Annotated in this window: 25 protein-coding genes and 1 tRNA gene; 15 read left to right on the top strand and 11 right to left on the bottom strand. The window is 59.7% G+C overall.

Going from position 1 to position 24,687, the window contains the following annotated elements:
* Positions 1–244 precede the first annotated feature (244 nt).
* From FP026_RS10915 to FP026_RS10925, 3 genes are all read left to right on the top strand, one after another.
* Positions 245–1,345, top strand: coding sequence for a porin (locus tag FP026_RS10915; protein WP_149634633.1), 1,101 nt, complete (start codon positions 245–247; stop codon positions 1,343–1,345).
* Between the two features lie 287 nt (positions 1,346–1,632).
* A complete protein-coding gene (locus FP026_RS10920; protein ID WP_149634634.1) occupies positions 1,633–1,944 on the top strand; it encodes a hypothetical protein in 312 nt (103 codons plus the stop codon).
* 292 nt (positions 1,945–2,236) lie between these two features.
* Entirely contained in the window at positions 2,237–3,103 is an 867-nt protein-coding gene (locus FP026_RS10925; RefSeq protein ID WP_348642312.1) for a GNAT family N-acetyltransferase, read from the top strand.
* 111 nt (positions 3,104–3,214) lie between these two features.
* Here FP026_RS10925 and FP026_RS10930 read toward each other — a convergent pair whose 3' ends face one another.
* On the bottom strand, positions 3,215–4,117 hold the full coding sequence (locus FP026_RS10930) for a LysR family transcriptional regulator (RefSeq protein WP_149634636.1): 903 nt from the start codon (positions 4,115–4,117) through the stop codon (positions 3,215–3,217).
* A gap of 142 nt (positions 4,118–4,259) precedes the next feature.
* On the opposite strand from FP026_RS10930, the gene FP026_RS10935 reads away from it, so the two are divergent.
* Positions 4,260–4,589 (top strand): nuclear transport factor 2 family protein, encoded by a 330-nt coding sequence (locus FP026_RS10935; RefSeq protein ID WP_149634637.1) that lies wholly within the window; start codon positions 4,260–4,262, stop codon positions 4,587–4,589.
* Entirely contained in the window at positions 4,586–5,365 is a 780-nt protein-coding gene (locus FP026_RS10940) for an SDR family oxidoreductase (protein ID WP_149634638.1), read from the top strand. The genes FP026_RS10935 and FP026_RS10940 overlap by 4 nt, the downstream gene beginning before the upstream one ends.
* A 165-nt stretch (positions 5,366–5,530) precedes the next feature.
* Here FP026_RS10940 and FP026_RS10945 read toward each other — a convergent pair.
* From FP026_RS10945 to xylF, 4 genes are all read right to left on the bottom strand, one after another.
* A tRNA-Arg gene (locus FP026_RS10945) sits at positions 5,531–5,607 on the bottom strand.
* 162 nt (positions 5,608–5,769) lie between these two features.
* A complete protein-coding gene (locus FP026_RS10950) occupies positions 5,770–6,552 on the bottom strand; it encodes an ATP-binding cassette domain-containing protein (protein WP_149634639.1) in 783 nt (260 codons plus the stop codon).
* Positions 6,553–6,567: 15 nt separating this feature from the next.
* Positions 6,568–7,896, bottom strand: a complete 1,329-nt coding sequence (locus FP026_RS10955; protein WP_149634640.1) for a sugar ABC transporter permease — start codon at positions 7,894–7,896, stop codon at positions 6,568–6,570.
* Positions 7,897–8,184: 288 nt separating this feature from the next.
* Positions 8,185–9,225 (bottom strand): D-xylose ABC transporter substrate-binding protein, encoded by a 1,041-nt coding sequence (gene xylF, locus FP026_RS10960; RefSeq protein WP_149634641.1) that lies wholly within the window; start codon positions 9,223–9,225, stop codon positions 8,185–8,187.
* 221 nt (positions 9,226–9,446) lie between these two features.
* Here xylF and FP026_RS10965 point away from each other — a divergent pair, with 221 nt between their 5' ends.
* Positions 9,447–10,688, top strand: a complete 1,242-nt coding sequence (locus FP026_RS10965; protein WP_149634642.1) for an ROK family transcriptional regulator — start codon at positions 9,447–9,449, stop codon at positions 10,686–10,688.
* 45 nt (positions 10,689–10,733) lie between these two features.
* On the opposite strand, the gene FP026_RS10970 is transcribed toward FP026_RS10965, so the two are convergent.
* The 4 genes from FP026_RS10970 to iolG form a co-directional block, all read right to left on the bottom strand.
* Positions 10,734–11,357 carry an ATP-dependent Clp protease proteolytic subunit gene (locus FP026_RS10970; RefSeq protein WP_149634643.1) on the bottom strand — a complete coding sequence of 208 codons (624 nt, stop codon included), beginning with the start codon at positions 11,355–11,357 and terminating at the stop codon, positions 10,734–10,736.
* Between the two features lie 44 nt (positions 11,358–11,401).
* The gene (locus FP026_RS10975) at positions 11,402–11,761 is read right to left on the bottom strand and encodes an SRPBCC family protein (RefSeq protein ID WP_149634644.1); all 360 of its coding nucleotides are present in this window, start codon (positions 11,759–11,761) and stop codon (positions 11,402–11,404) included.
* A complete protein-coding gene (locus FP026_RS10980) occupies positions 11,758–12,072 on the bottom strand; it encodes an ArsR/SmtB family transcription factor (protein WP_149634645.1) in 315 nt (104 codons plus the stop codon). The genes FP026_RS10975 and FP026_RS10980 overlap by 4 nt, the downstream gene beginning before the upstream one ends.
* Positions 12,073–12,245: 173 nt before the next feature.
* On the bottom strand, positions 12,246–13,238 hold the full coding sequence (gene iolG / locus FP026_RS10985) for an inositol 2-dehydrogenase (protein ID WP_149634646.1): 993 nt from the start codon (positions 13,236–13,238) through the stop codon (positions 12,246–12,248).
* Between the two features lie 232 nt (positions 13,239–13,470).
* On the opposite strand from iolG, the gene FP026_RS10990 reads away from it, so the two are divergent.
* The gene (locus FP026_RS10990) at positions 13,471–13,734 is read left to right on the top strand and encodes a hypothetical protein (RefSeq protein WP_149634647.1); all 264 of its coding nucleotides are present in this window, start codon (positions 13,471–13,473) and stop codon (positions 13,732–13,734) included.
* On the opposite strand, the gene FP026_RS10995 is transcribed toward FP026_RS10990, so the two are convergent.
* Complete coding sequence (locus FP026_RS10995) at positions 13,735–14,196, bottom strand: hypothetical protein (RefSeq protein ID WP_149634648.1); 462 nt, start codon at positions 14,194–14,196, stop codon at positions 13,735–13,737.
* A 75-nt stretch (positions 14,197–14,271) separates the two neighbouring features.
* On the bottom strand, positions 14,272–15,279 hold the full coding sequence (locus FP026_RS11000; protein WP_149634649.1) for a LysR family transcriptional regulator: 1,008 nt from the start codon (positions 15,277–15,279) through the stop codon (positions 14,272–14,274).
* A gap of 273 nt (positions 15,280–15,552) precedes the next feature.
* Here FP026_RS11000 and chvE point away from each other — a divergent pair, with 273 nt between their 5' ends.
* The 8 genes from chvE to FP026_RS11040 all read left to right on the top strand — a co-directional run bounded on the left by chvE (position 15,553) and on the right by FP026_RS11040 (position 24,677).
* On the top strand, positions 15,553–16,617 hold the full coding sequence (chvE, locus tag FP026_RS11005) for a multiple monosaccharide ABC transporter substrate-binding protein (RefSeq protein WP_149634650.1): 1,065 nt from the start codon (positions 15,553–15,555) through the stop codon (positions 16,615–16,617).
* 105 nt (positions 16,618–16,722) lie between these two features.
* The gene (gene mmsA / locus FP026_RS11010) at positions 16,723–18,261 is read left to right on the top strand and encodes a multiple monosaccharide ABC transporter ATP-binding protein (protein ID WP_149634651.1); all 1,539 of its coding nucleotides are present in this window, start codon (positions 16,723–16,725) and stop codon (positions 18,259–18,261) included.
* Positions 18,258–19,466 (top strand): multiple monosaccharide ABC transporter permease, encoded by a 1,209-nt coding sequence (mmsB, locus tag FP026_RS11015; RefSeq protein ID WP_149634652.1) that lies wholly within the window; start codon positions 18,258–18,260, stop codon positions 19,464–19,466. The genes mmsA and mmsB overlap by 4 nt, the downstream gene beginning before the upstream one ends.
* 118 nt (positions 19,467–19,584) lie before the next feature.
* Positions 19,585–20,583 (top strand): AraD1 family protein, encoded by a 999-nt coding sequence (gene araD1 / locus FP026_RS11020; protein WP_149634653.1) that lies wholly within the window; start codon positions 19,585–19,587, stop codon positions 20,581–20,583.
* A gap of 65 nt (positions 20,584–20,648) precedes the next feature.
* A complete protein-coding gene (locus FP026_RS11025) occupies positions 20,649–22,082 on the top strand; it encodes an aldehyde dehydrogenase family protein (RefSeq protein WP_149634654.1) in 1,434 nt (477 codons plus the stop codon).
* A 62-nt stretch (positions 22,083–22,144) separates the two neighbouring features.
* Positions 22,145–23,890 carry an L-arabinonate dehydratase gene (araD, locus tag FP026_RS11030; protein ID WP_149634655.1) on the top strand — a complete coding sequence of 582 codons (1,746 nt, stop codon included), beginning with the start codon at positions 22,145–22,147 and terminating at the stop codon, positions 23,888–23,890.
* A 134-nt stretch (positions 23,891–24,024) separates the two neighbouring features.
* A complete protein-coding gene (locus FP026_RS11035) occupies positions 24,025–24,270 on the top strand; it encodes a type II toxin-antitoxin system Phd/YefM family antitoxin (RefSeq protein ID WP_149634656.1) in 246 nt (81 codons plus the stop codon).
* Positions 24,267–24,677, top strand: coding sequence for a type II toxin-antitoxin system VapC family toxin (locus tag FP026_RS11040; protein WP_149634657.1), 411 nt, complete (start codon positions 24,267–24,269; stop codon positions 24,675–24,677). The genes FP026_RS11035 and FP026_RS11040 overlap by 4 nt, the downstream gene beginning before the upstream one ends.
* The last annotated feature ends 10 nt before the right edge of the window (positions 24,678–24,687 follow it).

A 24,687-nucleotide genomic window follows, 5' to 3' on the forward strand; every position in this document is an offset into this window, starting at 1 on the left:
ATTGCCTTTGTTGTCACCTGGTTGTCATCGTTCGTACACACATGCGGCGTTTGAGCAACACATCATATGTACATGCTGTCACATATGTTTAGGCCCTGCGTAGACCCTTGTAAAAGCAAAATAGTAAATGCAGCTTACTAACCGAAAGTGAAGCCTTGTGCTTCGAGTTTGGCACTGGAACTTGATGTCGAGCGGTCCCCCAGGTTCGTCCATCGCGCGAGTTCATTTGACGGATGGAGTTACCATGAACATCAAGAGTTTGCTTATCGGTTCCGCTGCTGCCCTCTGTGCCGTATCCGGCGCGCATGCGGCCGATGCCATTGTTGCCGCAGAGCCGGAGCCGCTGGAATATGTCCGCATCTGCGATGCGTTCGGCGCTGGCTACTTCTTCATTCCCGGCACCGAGACCTGCTTGCGGGTTGGCGGCAAGGTCCGCACCGAGGGCCAGTGGAAGGATCCCTATAATCGCGCCAGCAGCTTCGGCACCAAGTGGCACACCCGCGCCGAACTCAACCTCAATACCGCGACCGATACCGAATATGGTCCGTTGAAGACCGAAACCATCGTGCGCTGGGACTGGAACGACGGCAACGCAACGTCTACTAATCTGCTGTGGGCCTATATCACGCTCGGCGGCTTCACCGTGGGTAAGACGGACTCGCAGTATAACCAGTTCACCGGTTACGCCGGCGACGTGATCCAGGACGATGTGATCTATGACGGCCCGTACGAACTGAACCAGATCACCTACAACTACGATAGCGGCACCGGCTTCACCGGCGTCATCTCGCTCGAAGACAGCAATTCCGGATCCACCACCAGCGCCTATGGCGGCAGCTGGCAGCTGTCCGAGGCCGATCATTACGCGCCGAACGTCGTCGCCGGCCTCGGCTACAAGGCCGGGGCATGGCAGTTCCGTGTCGTCGGCGGCTATGACTCGATCGTCGAGGAAGGCGCCATCAAGGCCCGTATCGATGCCGACTTCGGCGTTTTCTCGGCCTTCCTGATGGGCGGCTGGAACACCGACGGCGACAAGCTCAACCAGTATGCCGGCTCGAACCAGAACGTCTCGGCCTGCACGACCTCCGACGGCGTTGTTCACGGCGCGGACTGCGGCTGGGGTGACTGGGCTGTCTGGGGCGGTGTCGGCGTTCCGGTTAACGACAAGCTGAAGTGGAACCTGCAGCTCGCCTATACCGACTCGAAGATTTTCGAAGCCACCACCAACGTCAAGTTTAATCCGGTCAAGAACCTGCTCATCGAGCCGGAAGTGACCTATGTTCACTACGACCTGCCGGGTGACGATACCTTCTCAGGTATCCTTCGCTTTGAACGGACGTTCTGACGCTTTCGGTCTGATATGACCTTCATCTTGAATAGGCCCGGTATTCATATCGGGCCTCATCTCTTGCCGGATGATTTCTAGAATCTCCGCTCGGCCCGCATCTGCCCATAGGCACCATGCGGTGCATGCTGACCTCTAGCGCAATCGTACCCAAACGGGCGCCGGGTCACCCCTGGCAGTGATCAAACAGCCGATAAAGGGAAGTCGGCTCACTGTCATAAATCCAATGCTAATCAACGACTATCTCATTTTCGATAGCGCTCTTCAGCGCGACCAAAGGAAGCCCCATGAAGACGATCATCATACTTGCCGCAATTGGAATGTTCTCCACGAACGCGATGGCCATGTCGGCCTATAACTCCAAGTCGATGACCTGCGCGACCGTGCATGAAAAGATGGCCCAGGAAGGGTCGATCGTGCTGAGATATCCCTCGCACCATCCGGGCCTGATGATGTACCATCGCACCGTCTCGAATTCGATGTCCTGCCTCGGACAGGGCGCGATGGCCAGCGCCAGCGTGCCCACGAGCGACGATCCGAAGTGCAAGATCAAGACGTGCAGCTTCTCTACGGGCAAGGGTCCGAACAAGAATCACTGAGCCGAAAGCAGGGCTGATTGTCATTAAGGATCAGCCGCCGGACCTTCTCGGATCGCAATATCAGACGGCAGGAAAGCTCCTGCCGTCTGATGTTCTCATTATGCTTCAGGCCGAAACCGGCCGCCAAAGAGCATTTCACCGCACATTCGGCAGGATGAAAGTGAGAACGCGTGTGCTATTATCGCACCCATGAATGGCTGATACGATCAGTGCTGCGGCTCGCGCTCTTTCGCGGAAACATTTGCGGGGTTATCCAATGCCGCTTGTTTACAGACCTGCTCGCGCGGACGATTTGGCCGCGACTGATGCTTTGGTGGTTGCCTGCATCAACGATCTCACGGTCCGGCATGGCTTCGGCCCGATGGCGACGGCAAGCCCTCCCAGCTTTCAGCTGTTTTCGCTGGAGGACGATCCCGATGGATTATGGGTCGCAGAGGACGGCGAGGAAATTCTCGGTTTTGCCTGGAGTTGGGTTTGCGGCGATGTCTGGTTCCTCGCCCAGCTGTTCGTCGATCCCGCCCGACAGGGCGAGGGCATCGGCAATGAACTCTTGAAACGGACGATGGATCACGCCCGGAAATCGGGAGCGGCTCACAAGGCACTGATTACCTTCACCTTCAATCGTGTCTCGCAGGGCCTTTACATGCGGCACCGCCTCTTTCCCAAGATGCCGATTTACTTTTTCAACGTCGAGCGCGAACGGATAAGGCAGACCTTGCCGCAACCGCCATTGCGCGCCACCGCGATCGACGGCGGCGCTGCGACCATGGAAAATCTCGCCGGGATCGATTCCCGCGCCATCGGCGCTTCACGGGAGAAGCATCACCGCTATCTGCTCGACGACCCGGCGACCAAAGGGGTTTTGCTCTACGCCGGCGATGATATCGCCGGCTACGGCTATATCGGCTCCAACGGGCACATCGGCCCCCTCGCGGTCCCGCGTCCTGACCTTCTCCGCAATGCCTTTGCGACCATGCTGAAGCTCGCGGCTGACGGCTCTGCTGAGAAGATATCGGCCTTCCTGCCAGGTACATGCGACAGCGCCTTGAGCCTTGCGATCGATCAAGGCATGCGGATCACCTTCCCAATGCTGCTGATGGCATCGCCCGGCTACGGAGACTGGACGCAGTATCTGCCGCGAAATCCGGGGTTTATGTAATAAGTCAGGAAATGGCGCGCCGGACGAGATGAAACTGGGCACCGCTATGTCATTGTTTGTACGATGGCAAACGCCTGCGATTGATCCAGTACGTGTCGGGCGCAGGAGCGGCTAGCCGTTGGCGGCTGCGAACTCCCTCGCGGCCTGAATAAACGCACTAAAGGCAGCCGGCGGATACCTCCTGCTAGGGTAATACAGCGCCAGTTGGGCCAAAGGTGGCGTCCAATCCTCAAGAACGCGTACCAGCCGCCCGGCAGCAATGTCATCGCGCACATCCGCCTCCATGACATATCCGAGCCCGATCCCATTCTGTGCCGCAATCCTCACGAGGCTTGGCTCGTCGAGCGTGATCGAGCCCTGCACATCGATCTTCACGGCGTTCCCGTCTTTCTCGAAGGGCCACCGGAGCAGCGCGTTGTTGGGGAGGCGGGCTCGGATACAGCGAAATCGGTATAGGTCAGCGGGAACGGTTGGCGTGCCGTGAATGCGCAGGTAGTCCGGTGATGCGACGACGGCATTGCTGCGCTTCAGGCCGAGCGGCACAGCGATCATGTCGCTCGGTACCAAGTCGGTCTGCCTGAGGCCAAGGTCGAAGCCGGCAGCAACGATGTCGACCAATCGTCCTTCCGTAACCAGATCGATATGCACCTGCGGATAGCGCCTCAGGAACGAGAGGATGAGCGGTGCGATCACTTCTCGGGCTGCTGACGCAAATGCATTGATGCGTAACGTGCCGGTCGGTGTCGCCTGAAGCGATTGAGCCGCGAGCATGGCGTAATGGATATCGGCCATTGCTGGTCCAACCCGCTCGACGAACGTCTGCCCTGCATCGGTGAGCGAGACGCTTCGCGTTGTACGGTTGAACAGGCGAATGCCTAGGCGCTGCTCAAGCTTCGCGATGGAGTTGCTCAATGCTGTTGTGGACATGCCAAGTTCTAGTGCCGCAGCCCGAAAGGAACCTTGGCGGGCGATGCTGAGAACAGCATCTAGATCGGCAATCACAGATCGAGTCATTATCCCTCTTTTCGCAATTACTCATCCTGCTTTATCTCGCTTATCGCGTCAATCGCTTTGACTTAAATTAACCCCTGTCGACCTCCGAAGGGCCGATGCCCCGCAGCCTAAAGAGGGTTGAAAACATGATTGGAGGATCAGAATGAGCATAAAACTACCTGAGAGCATCGAAGCCTATTTCGACGCCGACCGCGATGGCGGCCCCGATGCTGTCGCTGCTGCTTTCACCGAAGACGGTGTGGTGAAGGATAAAGGCAAGACCCACAGGGGCCGCGATGCCATTCGCAAGTGGATGGCTGAGGCCGCCCAGGAATACAGCTATACGGTCGAGCCCTTCTTCATCGCCACCGAAAACGGAAAGACCCAGGTGACGACCCATGCTGTCGGAACCTTCCCCGGCAGCCCGATTGATCTGCGGTTCTTCTTCGTGCTTGCGGACGACAAGATCGCAGAACTGGAGATCACCGTATGACGCCCTTCCTCACATTGCAGGGCCGCCGAGCCCTAATTACCGGAGGTACTTTGGGTGCCGGCGCCGCAACCGTGGCACTGTTCAAGGAGCTAGGCGCTCGCGTGCTGACAACGGCGCGCACCAAGCCGGTGGGCTTCTCTGGTGCAGCCTTCGTCGAAGCCGACCTGACCACAAAGACGGGGGTTCAAGCCGTCGTCGATGCGGTGCATAGGGAGCTCGGCGGGCTCGATATTCTCGTGAACATGCTGGGTGGCTCTTCAGCCCCTTCAGGCGGCTTTGCTGCACTCACCGATGAGGAATGGGAAAAAGAGTTCAACCTGAACTTCTTTCCGGCAGTCAGGCTGGATCGCGCACTGATCCCCGGCATGGTCGCTCAGGGAAGTGGCGTCGTCATCCACGTCACCTCGATCCAGAACCGCCTGCCGCTGCCGGAAGCGACGACTGGCTACGCATCGGCCAAGGGGGCCCTCAACACCTACAGTAAAAGCATCTCCAAGGAGGTTTCCCCGAAGGGTGTACGGGTGGTGCGGGTTTCTCCCGGCTGGATCGCCGCTCCCGGTTCCAATGGCCTGGCCCTGCGCATAGCCGAGGAAGCTGGCATTGACTACGACGCCGCGGTGCAGGTGATCATGAATTCGCTCGGCGGCATACCGCTCGGACGACCGGCCGCGCCGGAAGAAGTTGCTGACTTGATCGCGTTCCTTGCATCGGACCGAGCGACGTCAATTACCGGGACCGAGCATGTGATCGACGGCGGCACTATTCCCATCGCGTGAACAGCGGTGCGCACCACGGTGTGCATCGGATCCTCGGCCATCCACTTCGGCATCACGAAGATCTAGGAAATAACCTGTGAACCCGATCAACAGGATTGACAGCTTTGGGCGCGAAGCTCCCGTTCTTCGGTACCCAGTTTTGTTCTGGAGTGGACATATCGGTTTTGGCGCACCCGACAGGATTCGAACCTGTGACCTTTGGAATCGGAATCCAACACTCTATCCAGCTGAGCTACGGGTGCATGCCTTAGGCGGGTTGAATCGCCTGTCCGATGGCTGGTTCTTAGCCTAGGAAGCGCTTGGCTTCAATGCGGAAAATTCAGGAAAGCGTGAGATCGGACGTTTTGGTGGGATGAGGCCGCGGGCTTTTGGCGCGCGGCCTCGGTTTCGGTGGCCGTATCGGCTTATTCTTTCATCGCGCCGGGGCCGGGGGTGGCCTTCGGAGGGACCTTGCCGAGGATGATCATGCCGAGGACTTCGTCCTTGGTGACGTCTTCGGTGCGGGCGTGGCCGACGACCTGGCCGTTTTTCATGACCGAGACGCGGTCGGCGAGGTCGAAGACGTCGTGAATGTCGTGGCTGATGAGGAAGATGCCGATGCCTTCCTTCTTCAACTGCTTGATCAGCTCGCCGACCTGCGCCGTCTCCTGGGGGCCGAGTGCCGCGGTCGGCTCGTCCATGATCAGGATGCGGGCATCGAAGAGGATGGCGCGGGCGATCGCGACCGACTGGCGCTGGCCGCCGGAAAGAGCCTTCACCGGCTCCTTGAAGCGTTTGAAGTTGGGGTTGAGGCGCCCCATGACCTCGCGGGCCTTGGCCTCCATCGCGACGTCGTCGAGCGTGCCCCAGCGGGTCTGCAGCTCGCGGCCGAGATAGAGATTGGCGGCGGCGTCGACATTGTCGGCGACGGCGAGCGTCTGGTAGATCGTCTCGATGCCGTATTTCTTGGCATCGCGCGGGGTGCGGATATCGGCGGGTTCGCCGTTGATCAGGATATCGCCGCTGTCGCGCTTGTAGGCGCCGGAGAGAATCTTGATCAGCGTCGATTTGCCGGCGCCGTTGTGGCCGAGAAGTGCGACGACTTCGCCGGGATAAAGGTTGACCGAGGCGTTGTCGACAGCGTGAATGCCGCCGAAGGAAATGGAAATGTTCTTCATTTCCACAAGCGGAGTGGTTTGATCCGTCATGGTTCAGAATTCCTTTTACTTGGCACGCGAGCGGTAGACGATGTCGAGCCAGACGGCGACCACCAGGACGACGCCGACGACGACGTTTTGAATGGGGGTGTCGACATTGGCGAGCCCCATGCCCGATTGCAGCGACTGCATGACCAGGGCGCCAAGCATGGCGCCGGCGACCGTGCCGCTGCCGCCGGCGAGCGACGTGCCGCCGATGACGGCAGCAGCGATGGTGAAGAGTTCGTAGGTGGTGCCCTGTGAGTTCACCGCCGAATTGAGGCGGGCGGTCGAAATCGCTGCGGCGACGGCGGCGAGCAGGCCCATCAGCGCGAAGATCTTCACGATGACCCAGCGGGTCTTGATGCCGGCAAGCTCGGCCGCTTCCGGATTGCCGCCGATCGCGAAGACGTAGCGGCCGAAGCGCAGGCGGGTCGCGATGAAAGTCATCACGATGCCGATGAGAACGGCGACGAGGACCGGAACCGCGATGCCGTAGGGGATATCAAGGCCGGTCTCGGGCCAGGGAATATTGTGCTCCGTGGCATAGCGCTTGGCGATGCCGACCGGCCAGTCATAGCTGTTGAAGAGATAGACGGTGCCGAGGACGAGTAGGGAACCGAGGCCGGCGAGGAAATATTCCGCCCAAAGTGGACGGCGCGGAAAGTGAAAGCGCTTTCTTTGCCGGCGCGAGCCGACGATGCCGACGATGATCAGCAGGCAAGAGATCACACCCACTACCCAGCTCCACGTGGAGCCGATCGAGCCGGTGGCGCCGCTGCCGCCCATGATGACGAAGGTGGAATCCATCGGTGCCACGGTCTGACCGCTGGTGACATACCAGGCGAGGCCGCGCCAGACGAGGAGGCCGCCAAGGGTCACGATGAAGGAAGGGACGTTCATGAAGGCGATGATCGCGCCCTGGAAGGTGCCGATGGCCGTGCCGATCGCCAGACCGCAGAGGAGGGTAATGATCCAGGTCCAGGAACTGTCGAAGCCAAGATATTGCGGCAGCCATTTTGCCTGCATGACGCCCATGATCATGGCGACGAAACCGAGCACCGAGCCCACCGACAGGTCGATGTTGCGCGTGACGATGACCAGCACCATGCCTGTGGCGAGAACCGCGATTTCACAGGTCTGCACCGAAAGGTTCCAAAGATTTCTGGCCGTCAGGAATTCCCGACCGTCGAAGACCCTGAGGTAGAGATCGAAGCCGATCCAGATGATCAGCAGCGCTCCGATCATGCCGAGCAGGCGGGTATCGATTTCTGTGGCGCGCAGAAAGCGGGTGATCGCGCCGGCATCTGCGTTCCGAGGCCCGCTCGATGTGGTGGACTGTGTCATGTCGGCCATCGCTTTGCCGTTCTCCCTCTGTCGGGCGCGGCCGGCGACGCGTTCTGGCTATCGCTGGCAATCGCGCCAATCTCAAAAATGTTTGCCATCGCCTGTCCAACCGGCATTTATCCGGTCCCGATGACCGCCATCCGGCAGGCCAGGGGGATGCGGCGGCACACGACGCTGCGGGGAAGTTCTGTCTCCCGCCGCAAGGGAGGGTTGTTGGCTTCCAATCCGCATTCGACGCCGCAACGGTGTGCCGCTGCGGCGTCGGTGTTTTGATAGGTCAGTTCGTTCTAAAGACGTTTATTTGCAGGCCGCGACGGCGCCGGCCTTGACGCCCTGGCAAGCTTCAGCCTTGGAGATCCAGCCGGCGTCGATGACGACGTTCAGATTGTCCTTGGTGATGGCGACCGGGGTCAGGAAGACCGACTTCATCGGGACGTGCTTCGGACCGCCGTTGAAGGTCTGGACGCCGGCGATCTGATCCATCGTCTTGCCGCCGGCAAGGGACAGAGCGATTTCGGCGGCGCGCTTGCCGAGTTCACGCGAGTCCTTCCAGATGGAAACGGTCTGCGTGCCGAGCGCGATGCGGTTCAGAGCGGCCTTGTCGGCATCCTGACCGGAAACCGGCACGGAGCCTGCGAGGCCCTGGGCGTCGAGGGCAGCAACTGCGCCGCCGGCGGTGCCGTCGTTGGAGGCGACGACCGCGTCAACCTTGTTGTTGTTGGCGGTCAGGAACTGCTCCATGTTGCGCTGTGCGTTCTGCGGCAGCCAGCCGTCCGTATAGGCTTCGCCGACGTTCTTGATCTTGCCGGCGTCGATGGCGGACTTCAGCACTTCGATCTGGCCGGAGAAGAGGAAGTCGGCGTTCGGGTCGGACGACGACCCCTTGATGAAGACGTAGTTGCCTTCCGGCTTTGCCTTCAGCACTTCGCGAGCCTGCATGCGGCCCACTTCCTTGTTGTCGAAGGTGATGTAGAAGGCGGCCGGATTTTCGATCAGGCGGTCGTAGCCGACAACCGGAATGCCTTCGTCGGCAGCCTTTTCGACGGCCGGGCCGATGGCGTCTGAATCCTGCGCGAGGATGATGAGGGCGTTGGCGCCCTGCGAAATCAGCGATTCGACGTCGGTCAGCTGCTTGGAAGCGGACGACTGGGCGTCGGCGGAAATGTACTTGGCGCCGGCCGCTGCGAGTGCCTTCTTGATGGCGGCTTCATCGGTCTTCCAACGCTCTTCCTGGAAATTCGACCAGGAAACGCCAACGACGAGATCCTTGGCGAAGGCAGCCGTCTGCATGGTCAAAACGATGGCCGCGCCCGCGGCCAGCTTGATGAAAGCTTTCATGTGATCCTCCCGAGTGAATGCGACCGCACGTATCCTGAACTCCCGTCGGCCGCGGCGAAATGCTGACGAGAAAAGCCTTGGACTTTTTTCTCGACAGTCGAGAAATTTAGTGTCAGAGATTTTTTCAGCTGTCAACACCCGCACTGCCCGGTTTCATCGGTCGTCCGAAAGAGCTATCTGCGGCTGCGGAGGGGAGGGTTGAATGAGCAGGGAGTTTGCCGATGCTGGCCAAATCGAGCACCGAATTGGTCCGTCAAAAGAACAGCGCCCTGGTCTTGTCGGCGCTGCGCCGGCACGGCCCGCTCGCCCATACCGAGCTCTCTGATTTCACGAAGCTTTCCTCCGCGACAGTATCCGTCATTACGGCGGATCTGGAGCGGGCGCAAATCATCGAAAAGGCGGAGCAGCAGGCTGCCAGCGGCCGCGGGCGGCCGCGTGTCTTGTTTTCGCAGCGCCGCGATTGCGGCTACCTCATCGTCGTCGTCATCTCGTCGGATGCCGTGCAATATTCGCTTGTCGATTATACCGGGCGGCTGATCGACCGTTTTATCGAGGACAGGCAGCAGAACGTCGTCGGTGTCGATCGCTTCGTGGCCGGCCTGCGGGATGCGTTGAGCCGGATCGTCACCCGCTCGCAATTGCCGCGCGACAAGGTGCTGATGATCTCGATCAGCAGCAAGGGGCTCGTCGATGCCTCGGAGCCGGTGCTGCGCTGGTCACCGATCTTCGGGCGTGAGGAAATCGATTTCGCCGCCGTGCTTCGCGACGAATGGTCGGCGCAGGTTATTCTCGGCAACGAAACCCTGCTGGTGGCCGCAGCCCTCGGGCGGCAGGAAGAAATCAATATGCGCGGCGATTTCCGCGCAATGGCGGCCCTGTCGCTTGGCCACAGCATCGGGCTTGGCATCGTGCGCCGGGATCATGAAGGCAATCATCATATATCGGCGCCGAATTTCGGGCACATGATGCATGTGCCTGGCGGCGGCCTTTGCCGCTGCGGCGCGCGTGGATGCATCGAGGCTTATGCCGGCTTCTACGCCATGCTGCGCACGGCTTTCGACGTGCCGCTCGACACGATCCCGGCGAAGTTCGTTCCGATTGCCGAACTCGACAAGATCGCAGCGGGAGCGCGGCATGGCGGACGCCGCAATGTGTTGGCCTTTCGCCAAGCCGGCCTGGCGCTCGGCAATGGCCTTTCGCGCGTCTTGAGCCTGCATGAGCGGATGCCGATCGTCATCACCGGTCCGGGTGTGCGTTACTACGATCTGCTGATCGAGGGCATAACCGACGGACTGGCGGAATCGCATGTCGTGCGTATGGAGGGCATGCCGGAGCTGCGCGTCATCGTCGACGAGCCGACCCTCGTCTTCGAAGGGCATCTGAACCGCGCCTTTTCGATCATCGACAATGACATCGTGAGAAGGGGAGCTTCCGTCGTGGAGTTGCGCGACCGGGCCGGTTGAGAACCAAGACGGCAAGGGGCCGCGCTGCGGCTAGCCGCTGCTGGATCAATCCGTCAGGCGCAAGGGCTGTTCTTCCTCGCGAATGTGCAGGATTCGGTCGATCAATCCCCATTCCAGCGCTTCTTCTGCCGTCATAAAGTGGTCGCGATCCATGGCGCGTTCGAATTCTTCATAGGAGCGGCCGCAATGCTCGGCGTAAAGCCGCGTCATGCGATGCTTCGTTCGTCTCATTTCCTCGGCGTGGATAAAGATGTCCGATGCCTGTCCCTGGAAACCGCCCAATGGCTGGTGAATATGGATGCTGGCATTTGGAAGTGCGGTGCGCTCACCCGGCTGGCCGGACATCAAGAGGAACGAGCCCATCGAACGGGCGGTTCCCATGCAAAGCGTATGCACCGGCGCACGAACGTAACGCATGGTGTCATACATCGCGAGACCACTGGTCACCACGCCACCGGGCGAATTGATGTAGAGATGGATCGGTCTCTTGGGATTTTCGGCCTCGAGAAACAGCAGTTGCGCGCAGACAAGCGCCGAGACGTCATCGTTCACCTCGCCGTTCAAGAAGATGATTCTCTCGCGCAGCAAGCGGGAATAGATGTCGAAAGACCGCTCTCCTCTGCTGGATTGTTCCACGACCATAGGGACGAGTTGCATCGCTTCGCGCATCTGCGAACTCCAATGTTCTTGAAATTGTTGATCTATTCAGAGCGTCAGGCGGCGCGCATGACGGTCAGGCTGTTATTGTTTGCCGCAGCCTTCTCAGCCTTGCGAAGCCGTGCATCATCAAGTTCGTGGATGATCCGCAGGTTCGTGCCGCCATTTGCGTTCGGGGTTATCCTGAAGGTTACGGTGCTTTCGAGGAATGGCGGCGCGTCGTCACGCAGGCGGTAGCGCACCTCTTTACCCGGCGTGACGGATATGGCCCGGGGATCTGCCAGGGCTTCCTTCGGCAGCCAGTTTTCGCGAAGCTCGGGGGTGCTGACCGCGCGCCAGACCTTCTGAGGCGGCTCATCGAAATCGTACTCAAGTTCGATGCCGGGTTTTCGTAGAGCTGTCTTCAGGTCGTTCATTGGTCCATATCCTTCAGCAAGACCTTGAGAGCTTCGATGCGGGCGGGCCAGTAGGCGCGGTATTTCGCCAGCCATTGCGCGATGAGGGCAAGCCCTTCCGGATCGACTTCGTAATTCACGAACCGCCCCTGCCGTTCTTCCCTGACGAGCCCAGCGCCCCGCAGAACGGCGAGATGCTGGGACATCGCCGGTTGACTGATATCAATGCCTTCGCGCAGGGCGCTGGCGTTCATGCCGCCTGCAGCCAGCTTTTCAAAAATGGCGCGGCGGGTCGGATCCGCCAAGGCCCGGAATATCTCATTCTCCATCATGAATGACAGATAAGCACGTACTTATGTGATTCGCAAGAGATTTCGGTAACGGAGGGTCATAGCCTCGAAAGGCGAGAATGACCCGGGCGTTCCGGCCAAAGAAAAAGTCCGCCGCGAAGTGATTCGCGGCGGACTTTGGGGAGGATCATATTCCTTGCAGGAATCGAGGCTGTTTAGTCGACCTTTACCAGGCGGCCTTCCTTGACCGACTGCAGGGCGGCATCCGCCAGCTTCAACGCGGCAAGGCCATCGGTGCCCGACGGGGTGATGGTGGCGTCCTTTTCGATTGCGGCGATGAAGCTCGCGATCTCGTTGGCATAGGCTTCCGTATAGCGGGTCATGAAGAAATCATGCAGCGGCGGCCGGGTATAGCCGTCGCCATTGGCGACTTCGATCGAGAAGGGGCGCTGATTTTCGGCCGCGACCATTCCCTTCGAGCCGTGAATTTCGATGCGCTGATCGTAGCCGTAGGTGGCCCGGCGCGAGTTGGAGATGATCGCCTGCTTGCCTGATGCCGTCTGAAGGATGACGGATACGCTGTCGTAATCGCCGGCTTCGCCGATCGCCTTATCGACCAGCACGGCGGCGGTCGCGGTCACGGCCACCGGCTCTTCGCCGAGCAGGAAGCGGGCCATGTCGAAATCATGGATGGTCATGTCGCGGAAAATACCGCCGGAGCGCTTGATGTAATCGACGGGCGGGGCGCCCGGATCGCGCGAGGTGATCGTCACCATCTCCACGATGCCGATGCGGCCTTCGTCGATAGCCTTCTTGACGGCCATGAAATGCGGGTCGAAGCGGCGGTTGAAACCGACCATCAGCTTGCCCTTGGTTTCTTTGACGACCTTGATGCAGGCCTCGACACGGGCGACGTCGAGATCGACCGGCTTCTCGCAGAAAACGGCCTTGCCGGCGCGGGAGAAGCGTTCGATCAGATCGGCATGGGTATCGGTCGGCGTGCAGATGACGACGGCATCGATATCCTTTGCCGCTTCGATGGCCTCGATGGTACGCACTTCGCAGCCATAGGCAGCCGAAATTGCTTCCGCAGCCGCCGGAAAGGCATCCGCGACGGCGACGAGCTTAGCGTTGGCATCGCCGCTGACGGCCTTCGCATGCACTTTGCCGATGCGTCCGGCGCCGAGCAGACCAAATCTGACAGTCATTCTTACCTCCCTGGATTCGGAACAAATGAACCGAATATCAATCTCTATGGAATTTTCATTCCATTTTCCCATGGCGGCGTCAAGCCGCCCTGACTTCACAATTCCGAAAATCATAATGCCAATGCCGGCATATTCGGAATTTGCCCTTGGCACCTTATTTTATCCAGGCCGCTTCACAATTTTCCCGATGATGCGCTAAAGACAAGTCTTCTTGAACAGGCAAAAGAGACCCATGCAACTGATCGATCCCAGCCATCCCATCTACAAGCCGCTTTGGGTGCGCATTCTCATCGTGGCCGTCTGTTTTGGCTGGGCAGCCGTCGAAACTTTCGGCTCGCAGCCGTTCTGGGCCATGCTGTCGGGTGCGCTCGGCGCCTATTCGGCCTGGATGCTGCTTCTGAATTTCAAGCCGCAACCGCCTGCGGCAACCAGCGATGCGCCTGCGCAGGACGATGCTGCCGAAGATGATGAGCCGCCCTCTGAGGACAAGAAATGATCATCGCCTGAGACGGCGTATGGCTTCGTCGATCAGCTGATTGGCGAGCGTCATGCGGGTCGTCGCCTGTTCACGGAACAGGGCGGCGACGCTGTCGGGATGATTGGCCTTGGCAAAGCCGCGGCGCTTCTCCTGCAGGATCTCGCGCGTGTGTTCGGCGGTAATTGCGAGCTCCGCCGCGATCTCTTCCCGTGATGTCCGGCTCAGGTGTTCCGGCATGGTTGGCGGCTCCGGCTCTTGCGGCGCTGGTTCGGGTTCGGGCGGGATGATCGGGTCGCCAAGATTGTCGCGATAGGCTTCGTCGGGCCGGTGCGTTTCAGGCGTCTCGCCGCCGGGCACCGCCGCGGCAAAACTGACGTTGAGGCCACGGATGCGATGCGCCGCCTCTTCCTGTTCCGATGTGTCCTCCTCGGTATCGAGGCGGTCGAGCACGGATTGAAATAATGATTGCCTGAACAACATGCGGGCCTCCACGCCACGTTTCATAGGGGCGGAAGTTGGCGTGGAGCTTATGGGCGCGGGGCTTAGAACGTAACGTTATGTCAGCGAAAGATTCCTGCTCTCTTCCAGGATCATATCATGCAGCAGCCGGGCGCTTGGCGGCATGGCGCGTTCGCGCGCTGTAATCAGGCTGTACGGTCTGACGTCAATGTCGAAGTCGATCGCAAGGATGCTGGATTCGCCGGCCTGCGATGTCTGCCCACAGATGAATTGCGCCATGTCCAGCGCGATGGGGGCGATCGCGTCCGTCTTGCAGACCACCGCAAGCGTCAGCAGCAGGGATGAGGTGTTGATGACATTTTCCGGCAAAGGCACGCCTGCCGCAAGGAAGATGTCCTCCACCTTGCGCCGCAGCAATGTGCCGGGTGGCTGGAAGACCCAGTCGTAGCCGGCGAGATCCGGCAGGCTGGCCACTTGCTTTTCAAGCAGTGGATGCCCGTTGCGGACCACGAGACAGGCTTTCTCGACGCCGATTTCATGGGCGGTGAAGAGGCGCGGATCGAGGTCGTCGGGAATGCGGCTGATGATGAAGTCGTGGCGGGCGGTCAGCAGCTCGCGCGCGAGCACATTGCTGTTCTCCACCTCGATGTTGATCTCGATGCCCGGATAGGTACGCGTTACACGCTGGATTGCCGGCACCACGAGGCTGATCGCCGGCGCGGTCACGGCGCCCAGAAAGACGGAACCGCCCCTGCCGGTCCGCAGCGCGCCGAGCTCGCGACCGGCCTCGCGCAGCTCGAGCAGGATCTTGCGCGCCCGTTTCGCGAGCGCAAGGCCGAATGGGGTTAGCACTACACCGCGGGCGACGCGCTCGTAGAGCGGACTTTTAACGATCGACTCCATTTCGGAGAGCATCCGTGAAGCCGCAGGTTGTGACATGTTCATGGACTCAGCGGCGGCCGAAATCTGTCCGTGGTCCTCGATCGTGACGATCATCCGCAGGTGATTGAGCTTCAAACCGGCCTTCAGCAACGTGTCGTCGCGAAAATTGTCGGAATGAATCTCAATGCCTTCGCTCAAATAGTCGTTATATATTTTCTCCATGGCGGCCAAATTTCCCATTCGTCGGCAAAAAAGTACTATTTTTTAACATTATATCAAACTTGGTATATGTTTTACCAGTTATTCTATTTGACAGTTATACGAAATCGTACGAGTTTGCCGATCGTGCGCTGGTTGCAGCTCATAAACCGTGAGAGCGTGGAGGAGACCTACTTCGTTTCTCACAATTAGAAGTAAACCATTCCTTCTACGGAACCTGCCGCAGTTTCGGGCGGGCATTTTTTGTCCGCCACATTAACAACAAGGGAGAGAGTAATGAAATCCATTATCTCATTGATGGCCGGCGCTGCGTTCGGCGTCGCTACGCTGGTGGTACCTGCCTTCGCGGCGGATAAGGGCACGGTAGGCATCGCCATGCCGACCAAGGCTTCGGCCCGCTGGATCGATGACGGCAACAACATCGTCAAGCAGCTCCAGGCTGCCGGTTACGGCACCGACCTGCAGTATGGCGACGACGACATTCCGAACCAGCTCTCGCAGATCGAAAACATGGTCACCAAGGGCGACAAGGTTCTCGTTATCGCTTCGATCGACGGCACCACGCTGTCCGACGTTCTGCAGAAGGCGCACGATGCCGGCATCAAGGTCATCGCTTATGACCGCCTGATCCGCAACAGCGGCAACGTCGACTATTATGCGACGTTCGACAACTTCAAGGTCGGCGTCCTCCAGGCCGGCTCGATCGTCGACGCCCTCGGCCTCAAGGATGGCAAGGGTCCGTTCAACATCGAGCTGTTCGGCGGTTCGCCTGACGACAACAACGCCTTCTTCTTCTATGACGGCGCAATGTCGGTCCTGAAACCCTACATCGACAGCGGCAAGCTGGTCGTGAAGTCCGGCCAGATGGGCATGGACAAGGTCGGTACGCTGCGTTGGGACCCGGCAACGGCCCAGGCCCGCATGGATAACCTGCTGTCGGCTTATTACACCGACAGCCACGTCGATGCCGTTCTGTCTCCGTATGACGGCCTGTCGATCGGTATCCTCTCCTCGCTCAAGGGCGTTGGTTACGGTTCCGGCGGCGTGAAGCTCCCGATCGTTACCGGCCAGGACTCCGAAATTCCGTCGGTCAAGTCGATCATCGCCGGCGAGCAGCACTCCACGATCTTCAAGGACACCCGTGACCTCGCCAAGGTTACCGTCGGAATGGTCAACGCTCTGATGGAAGGCAAGACGCCTGAAGTCAACGACACCAAGACCTACGACAACGGTGTCAAGGTTGTTCCGTCCTACCTGCTGACCCCGGTCGCAGTCGACAAGACCAACTACGAAAAGATCCTCGTCGAAGGCGGTTACTACAAGGCTGATCAGCTGAAGTAATTTTCCGACATAGCGGTCAGGGCTCGCCGAAATGCGGGCCCTGGCTTTGATATTTAAGACGATCGCGCGGTCTGCTATGTTCGATCGCGGCGTTGGATACGGACAATGGACAATACCATCCTCGAAATGCGGAGCATTACCAAGTCGTTCCCCGGTGTGAACGCCCTGGAAAATGTCAATCTGAAGGTCCGTCAGGGCGAGATACATGCTTTGGTCGGCGAAAATGGAGCCGGCAAATCCACTCTCATGAAGGTGCTCTCGGGCGTTTACCCGGCCGGCACTTATGACGGCGACATCTATTATGATGGCGCGGTTCGCCAGTTCAGGACCATCAAGGACTCCGAAGAAATCGGCATCATCATCATCCATCAGGAGCTGGCGCTCGTTCCGCTTCTGTCGATCGCCGAAAATATCTTCCTGGGCAACGAAGTCGTCGCCAATGGCGTGATCAATTGGCAGGAAACCTTCACCCGCACCAAGCAGCTCCTTGCCAAGGTCGGCCTCAGGGAATCTCCGAATACGCTCGTGACCGACATCGGCGTCGGCAAGCAGCAGCTCGTCGAGATCGCCAAGGCCTTGTCGAAGAGCGTCAAGCTTCTCATTCTCGACGAGCCGACGGCATCGCTCAACGAAAGCGATTCCGATGCTCTCCTCAATCTCCTCATGGAGTTCCGCAACCAGGGCATCACCTCGATCATCATCACGCACAAGCTCAACGAAGTGCGCAAGGTGGCCGATCAGATCACGGTTTTGCGCGATGGCATGACGGTAAAGGCACTGAACTGTCACGAGGAAGAGATCAGCGAAGACATCATCATTCGCAACATGGTCGGACGCGAGCTCGCCGACCGCTATCCGCCTCGCTCGGTGCCGATCGGCGAGACCATCTTCGAAGTCAAGAACTGGAATGCGTTCCATCAACAGCACCGAGACCGCCAGGTTCTGCACGATATCAACATCAATGTGCGCAAAGGCGAAGTGGTCGGCATTGCCGGCCTGATGGGTGCGGGACGTACCGAATTTGCCATGAGTGTCTTCGGCAAGTCCTACGGCCACAAGATCAGCGGCGAAGTTTTGGTCGACGGCAAGCACGTCGATACCAGCACCGTTCGCAGGGCGATCGACGCCGGTCTCGCCTATGTGACGGAAGACCGCAAGCAGCTCGGCCTCGTTCTGACGAACAATATCCTGCACAATACGACGCTTGCCAATCTGATGGGCGTCTCCAAGGGAACGGTCATCGACGACGTACGCGAGCTGCAGGTGGCGACGAACTATCGCTCCAAGCTGCGCATCCGTTCGTCCGGTGTTTTCCAGGAAGCAGGCAACCTGTCCGGCGGCAACCAGCAGAAGGTGGTGCTGTCGAAGTGGCTGTTCTCGGATCCGGATGTCCTGATCCTCGACGAGCCGACGCGCGGCATCGATGTCGGCGCCAAATACGAAATTTATTCCATCATCAACCAGCTTGCCGCCGACGGAAAGGGCGTTCTGATGATCTCATCGGAAATGCCTGAGCTTCTCGGTACCTGCGACCGCATCTACGTCATGAATGAGGGTCGAATCGTTGCCGAGCTGCCGAAGGCAGAGGCAAGCCAGGAGAGTATCATGCGCGCTATCATGCGCTCAGGGGAGAAGCATCAATGAGTTCGGCCAACCCAGCCACGGAAAGCAGCCACGTCGTTTCGATCGGCGACCACATCCGCAACAACATCCGCGAATACGGCATGCTGATTGCGCTCGTCGTCATCATGCTGTTGTTCCAGTACCTCACCAACGGCGTTCTGTTCAGGCCGCAGAACCTGACCAACATCGTGCTGCAGAACTCGTTCATCGTCATCATGGCGCTTGGCATGCTGCTGGTCATCGTGGCCGGCCATATCGACCTGTCGGTCGGTTCCGTGGTCGGTTTCGTCGGCGCAGTTGCAGGCGTGCTGGTCGTGCAGATGCATATGAACCTGGCGCTTGCGACGGTCATTTGTCTTCTGATGGGGGCCGCGGTCGGTGCCTGGCATGGATATTTCATCGCCTACCACCGCATTCCGTCGTTCATCGTCACGCTTTCCGGCATGCTCGTCTTCCGCGGCTTGACCTATACGATCATCAACACGACCGGCAACGGCAGCAGCATCGGTCCGTTCCCGCCGGCGTTCCAGATCGTCGCCACTGGCTTCATTCCCGATTTCGTCGACATGGGCGGCATCCATTCGACATCGATCTTCCTGACCATTGCCATCCCGATTGTGATGTTCCTCCTCGCGTGGCGCGGTCGCAGCGTGAACGAGAAGCATGGCATCGATGTCGAGCCTTTCAGTTTCTTTATCGGCCAGAACCTGGTAATCGCCGCCGCGACCATCTTCATCGGCTACCAGATCTCCTCGTACAGAGGATTGCCGAACGTTCTGGTTCTCATGCTGCTGTTGATCGCCCTCTACGGTTTCGCCACCCAGCGCACCACGATCGGCCGCCGCATCTATGCCATGGGCGGCAATGAGAAGGCGACGAAGCTTTCGGGTATCGATACCCGCCGGCTGACCTTCTACACCTTCATCAACATGGGCATTCTTGCCAGCATCGCCGGCATCATCATCGCCACGCGCCTGAATTCGGCAACGGCCAAGGGCGGCGACGGTCTCGAGCTTGACGTGATCGCGGCCTGCTTCATCGGCGGCGCTTCGGCCTCCGGCGGCGTCGGCAAAGTGACGGGCGCGGTTATCGGCGCCTTGATCATGGGCGTGCTGAACCAGGGCATGTCGATCCTCGGGTATCAGACGGACTCGCAGAAGATGATCAAGGGTGCGGTCCTGCTCGCTGCCGTGTTCATCGACGTCTACAACAAGAACAAGGGCTGATCGCTTAAGCGGCCAGCCGAGACTTTAAAAACCAAATCCATGACAGAGTCCGGCTCTCGCTGAGAGCCGGAACGGTAAACTGCATCCGATCTCTGTCTGTTAGGAAAGGATGAAAGACATGCTCATCTCGCAGATCAAGGGCTCGAACGGCGATATCGTCGTTGCCGTGCGCAACGGGCCTGGCGAAGTTGCCAAGGCTGTCGTCAATGCCGGCAGCGTCTATAAGCTTGCGATGGAAGCGGCCGACAGCGGCAAATCGCTGGCATCGGTCATCGAGGCACATGGGCTCGGCGAAACGGTCGACCTTGAAAAGGTCTATGCCGAAGGTCGTTTCCTTCCGCCGATCACCCATCCGGATGCCGCCCACCTGCATCTGACCGGTACGGGCCTGACGCATCTCGGCTCGGCCGCCACGCGCGATTCCATGCACAAGAAGACAACGGAAGCGGCTGAAGAGACGCTGACCGACTCCATGAAGATGTTCAAGATGGGTATCGAGGGCGGTAAGCCGAAAGCCGGCGAGAAGGGCGTTCAACCGGAATGGTTCTACAAGGGCAACGGCTACGGCGCCGCGGCCCCCGGTGCAGCACTCGTGTCGCCTTCCTTCGCGCTCGACGGCGGCGAGGAGCCGGAGATGGCCGGCATCTACGTCATCGCCAAGGACGGCACGCCGTTCCGCATCGGCTTCGCGCTCTCGAACGAATTTTCCGATCACGTCACCGAGCGGATCAACTATCTCTATCTTGCCCATTCCAAGCTGCGCCCGGCAAGCTTTGGCCCGGAAATCCGTATCGGTGCGGCGCCCGAGGATATCCGTGGCACGTCCCGCATCAAGCGCGGCGACAAGGTGATCTTCGAAAAGCCGTTCCTTTCCGGGGAGGCGAACATGTCGCACACTTTCGCCAACCTTGAATATCATCACTTCAAGTACGGCCTCTTCCGTGTTGCGGGCGATGTGCACGTGCACATGTTCGGCACGGCGACACTTTCGTTCGCGGAAGGCATTAAGCCGGAAGCAGGTGACGTCTTTGAGATCGAAGTTGCCGAATTCGGCCTGCCGCTGCGCAATCCGCTGGCGGTTGACGCAGAGGAAAATGTGGCTGTTCGTCAGCTGTAATTCGTCGAGCCCGGCCGCAAGGGTCGGCCGGGCATTTTCAATACGATCCAGGAAGGCATGACGCCATGACCATTCATCAGAACTTGATCGCCGGCGAGTGGACCGGGACGAACGGCACCGAGAACATCAACCCGTCGGATACGAACGAGGTCGTCGGCCTCTATGCGAGCGCCAGCACGCAGGATGTCACTGACGCGATCGCGGCGGCCAAGGCGGCCTTTCCGGCATGGTCGCGCTCCGGCATTCTGGAGCGTCATACGATCCTGAAGAAGGCCGGCGAAGAGATCCTGGCTCGTAAGGACGAGCTCGGCGCGCTGCTTGCGCGCGAGGAAGGCAAGACGTTGCCGGAAGCCATTGGCGAGACGATCCGTGCCGCTCAGATCTTTGAATTCTTCGCCGGCGAGGCGCTGCGCCTTTCAGGCGAGGTGGTGCCTTCCGTGCGCCCGAACATCGGCGTCGAGATCACCCGAGAGCCGCTTGGTGTCATCGGCGTCATCACGCCCTGGAACTTCCCGATCGCCATTCCCGCCTGGAAGATCGCGCCGGCGCTTTGCTACGGCAACACCGTCGTCTTCAAGCCGGCCGATCTCGTGCCCGGCTGTTCTTGGGCGATCGTCGATATCCTGAACCGCGCCGGCCTGCCCAAGGGCGTGTTGAACCTCGTGATGGGCAAGGGCTCGGTCGTCGGCCAGGCGATGCTCGACAGCCCGGTTCTTTCGGGTGTCACCTTCACCGGCTCGGTCGGCACCGGCAAGCGCGTGGCGCTTTCCTCGGTCGAGCATGGCCGCAAGTACCAGCTGGAAATGGGCGGCAAGAACCCGATGGTCGTGCTTGACGATGCCGATCTGACGGTTGCGGTCGAAGCGGCCGCCAATTCCGCCTTCTTCTCGACCGGCCAGCGCTGCACGGCCTCGTCGCGTCTCATCGTCACCGAGGGCATCCATGACCGGTTCGTGGCGGCGCTGACGGAGAAGCTGAAGACGCTGAACATCGACAATGCCATGAAATCAGGCACGCATATCGGCCCGGTCGTCGATGCCAAGCAGCTGAAGACGGATACCGACTATATCGAGATCGGCAAGCAGGAGGGGGCCAAGCTTGCCTTCGGCGGCGAGCTCGTCAATCGCGACACACCCGGCTTCTACCTGCAGCCGACGCTGTTTACCGAGGCGACGAACCAGATGCGCATCAGCCGCGAGGAGATCTTCGGACCGGTTGCTTCCGTTATCCGCGTCAAGGATTACGAGGAAGCGCTGGCAACGGCCAACGATACGCCGTTCGGCCTGTCCTCGGGCATTGCCACGACGAGCCTGAAGCATGCGACGCATTTCAAGCGCAATGCGGAAGCCGGCATGGTGATGGTCAACCTGCCGACCGCGGGCGTCGACTTCCACGTGCCGTTCGGCGGCCGCAAGGGCTCGTCCTTCGGTTCGCGCGAGCAGGGCAAATATGCCGCCGAATTCTTCACCACCGTCAAGACGGCTTACACGCTCGCCTGATCATTGATTTCAAAGCCCAGGCGCGAACGAGGCGGCCTGGGCGATGCAAAGGGTACTGAGACATGAAAAAGAAAGCTGAATGGCCGCGCAAGCTGCGCTCCTACGACTGGTTCGGCGGCACCGGCAAGAACGCGATCATGCATCGCTCCTGGATGAAGAACCAGGGTCTGCCGGCCGATACGTTCGATGGCCGTCCGATCATCGGCATCTGTAACACCTGGTCGGAGCTGACGCCCTGCAACGCGCATCTGCGCGATCTCGCGGAGCGCGTGAAGCGCGGCGTCTACGAGGCCGGCGGTTTCCCGGTCGAATTCCCGGTCTTTTCCGTCGGCGAAAGCACACTGCGTCCGACGGCGATGATGTTCCGCAACCTGGCGGCCATGGATGTGGAAGAAGCGATCCGCGGCAATCCGGTCGATGGTGTCGTGTTGCTCGGCGGCTGCGACAAGACCACGCCGAGCCTGCTGATGGGCGCTGCTTCAGTCGACATCCCGGTCATCCTCGTTTCCGGCGGCCCGATGCTGAACGGCAAGTGGCGCGGCAAGGATGTCGGTTCCGGCACGGCGATCTGGCAGTTCTCGGAAATGGTGAAGTCCGGCGAGATGTCGCTGGATGAATTCATGGATGCGGAGCAGGGCATGGCCCGCTCGGCCGGTAGCTGTATGACCATGGGCACGGCCTCGACCATGGCGTCGATGGCCGAAGCGCTCGGCATGACCTTGCCCGGCAATGCCGCCATCCCGGCTGTCGATGCGCGCCGCCGCGTCATCTCGCAGCTTTCCGGCCGCCGCATCGTTGATATGGTCAAGGAAGACCTGAAGCCTTCCGATATCCTGACCAAGGAAGCGTTTGAGAATGCGATTCGCGTCAACGGTGCCGTCGGTGGTTCGACCAATGCCGTTCTGCACCTTTTGGCGCTCGCCGGCCGCATCGGTGTCGACCTGTCGCTGGACGATTGGGATCGTCTCGGCCGCGAAGTGCCGACCATCGTCAACCTGCAGCCGTCGGGCAAGCACCTGATGGAAGAGTTCTACTATGCCGGCGGCCTGCCCGTCGTCATCAAGGCGGTCGGCGACATGGGCCTGCTGCACAAGGATGCAATCACCGTCACCGGCGATACGATCTGGGCCGGCGTCAAGGATGTGGTCAACTACAATGACGACGTCATCGTCCCGCGCGAAAAGGCACTGACGCAGTCGGGCGGCATCGCCGTTCTGCGCGGCAACCTCGCGCCGAAGGGCGCGGTCCTCAAGCCGTCAGCCGCTTCGCCGCACCTGATGCAGCACAAGGGCCGCGCCGTGGTCTTCGAAAGCATCGAGGACTATCACGCCCGCATCAACCGCGACGATCTCGACATCGACGAGAACTGCGTCATGGTGCTGAAATATTGCGGCCCGAAGGGTTATCCGGGCATGGCAGAAGTCGGCAACATGGGCCTGCCGCCCAAGGTGCTGAAGAAGGGCATCACCGACATGATCCGTATCTCCGATGCGCGCATGTCCGGCACCGCCTACGGCACCGTCATCCTGCACACCGCTCCGGAAGCCGCCGATGGCGGACCGCTGGCGCTGGTTCAGAACGGCGACATCATCGCCGTCGACGTTCCCGCCCGCACCATCCAGCTCGAAGTGTCGGATGAGGAACTGGCAAAGCGCCGCGCCGCCTGGGTTTCCCCGGTCAAGCCGCTCACCGGCGGCTACGGCGGTCTTTACGTGAAGTCGGTCATGCAGGCCGACACTGGTGCCGACCTCGACTTCCTCGTCGGTCCGCGTGGGTCGGAAATCCCGAATAATCGCGACAGCCATTAAAATTGGTGCGCCTGGAATTGGAAAAGGGCGGAGCGAAAGCTCCGCCCTTTTCATTGCTGGCACTTTGAGGCGGCCATTGACTAACTCGCGTTAGGTGACCATATTTTATGTACATCTGTACGGGAATAGTGGTCATGTCTATCAAATCTGTCGGTGCAGCCGAATTCAAGGCAAAATGCCTTCATCTGATCGATCAAATGGGCGACGACGGCGAGCCAATTATCATTACGAAGCGCGGAAAGCCTGTTGCTCTGCTGACACCCGCGCCGGAGAAATCAGATCGCTCCAGTATCATTGGCGCGATGAAGGGTACTGTTCTCCAATATGACCATCCGTTCCTGCCTGTTATCGATGTGGAAGAATGGGATGCGATGCGTTGATCGTCATCGATACGCATATTCTCATCTGGGCCATGCATGACGATCCGCGGCTGAGCGCAGGGGCTCGGCAGCTTATCGATGAAACTACGGCGCGCAGTCGCATTCTGATCTCGGCGATCACGCCCTGGGAAATCGCTATGCTCGCACAGAAGGGACGCATCGCACTTGGTTACGACGTTGGTCGTTGGCTCGACACGGCACTCGCCTTACCTGGTTTGCAGCTTGCTCCCATAGAGCCACAGATTGTGGTGGATAGCGTGCGCCTGCCGGGAGAGTTCCATGACGATCCGGCTGACCGGATTATTGTGGCGACGGCACGCTTCCACCGTATCCCGCTACTGACAGCCGATAACGCAATCCTCAGCTATGGCGACAAAGGTCATGTCGAGGTTGTCCCGGCAGGATGAATTATGCCTA

It is taken from the genome of Martinezella tropici, from assembly GCF_008370325.1.
Classification (GTDB): domain Bacteria; phylum Pseudomonadota; class Alphaproteobacteria; order Rhizobiales; family Rhizobiaceae; genus Rhizobium; species Rhizobium tropici_B.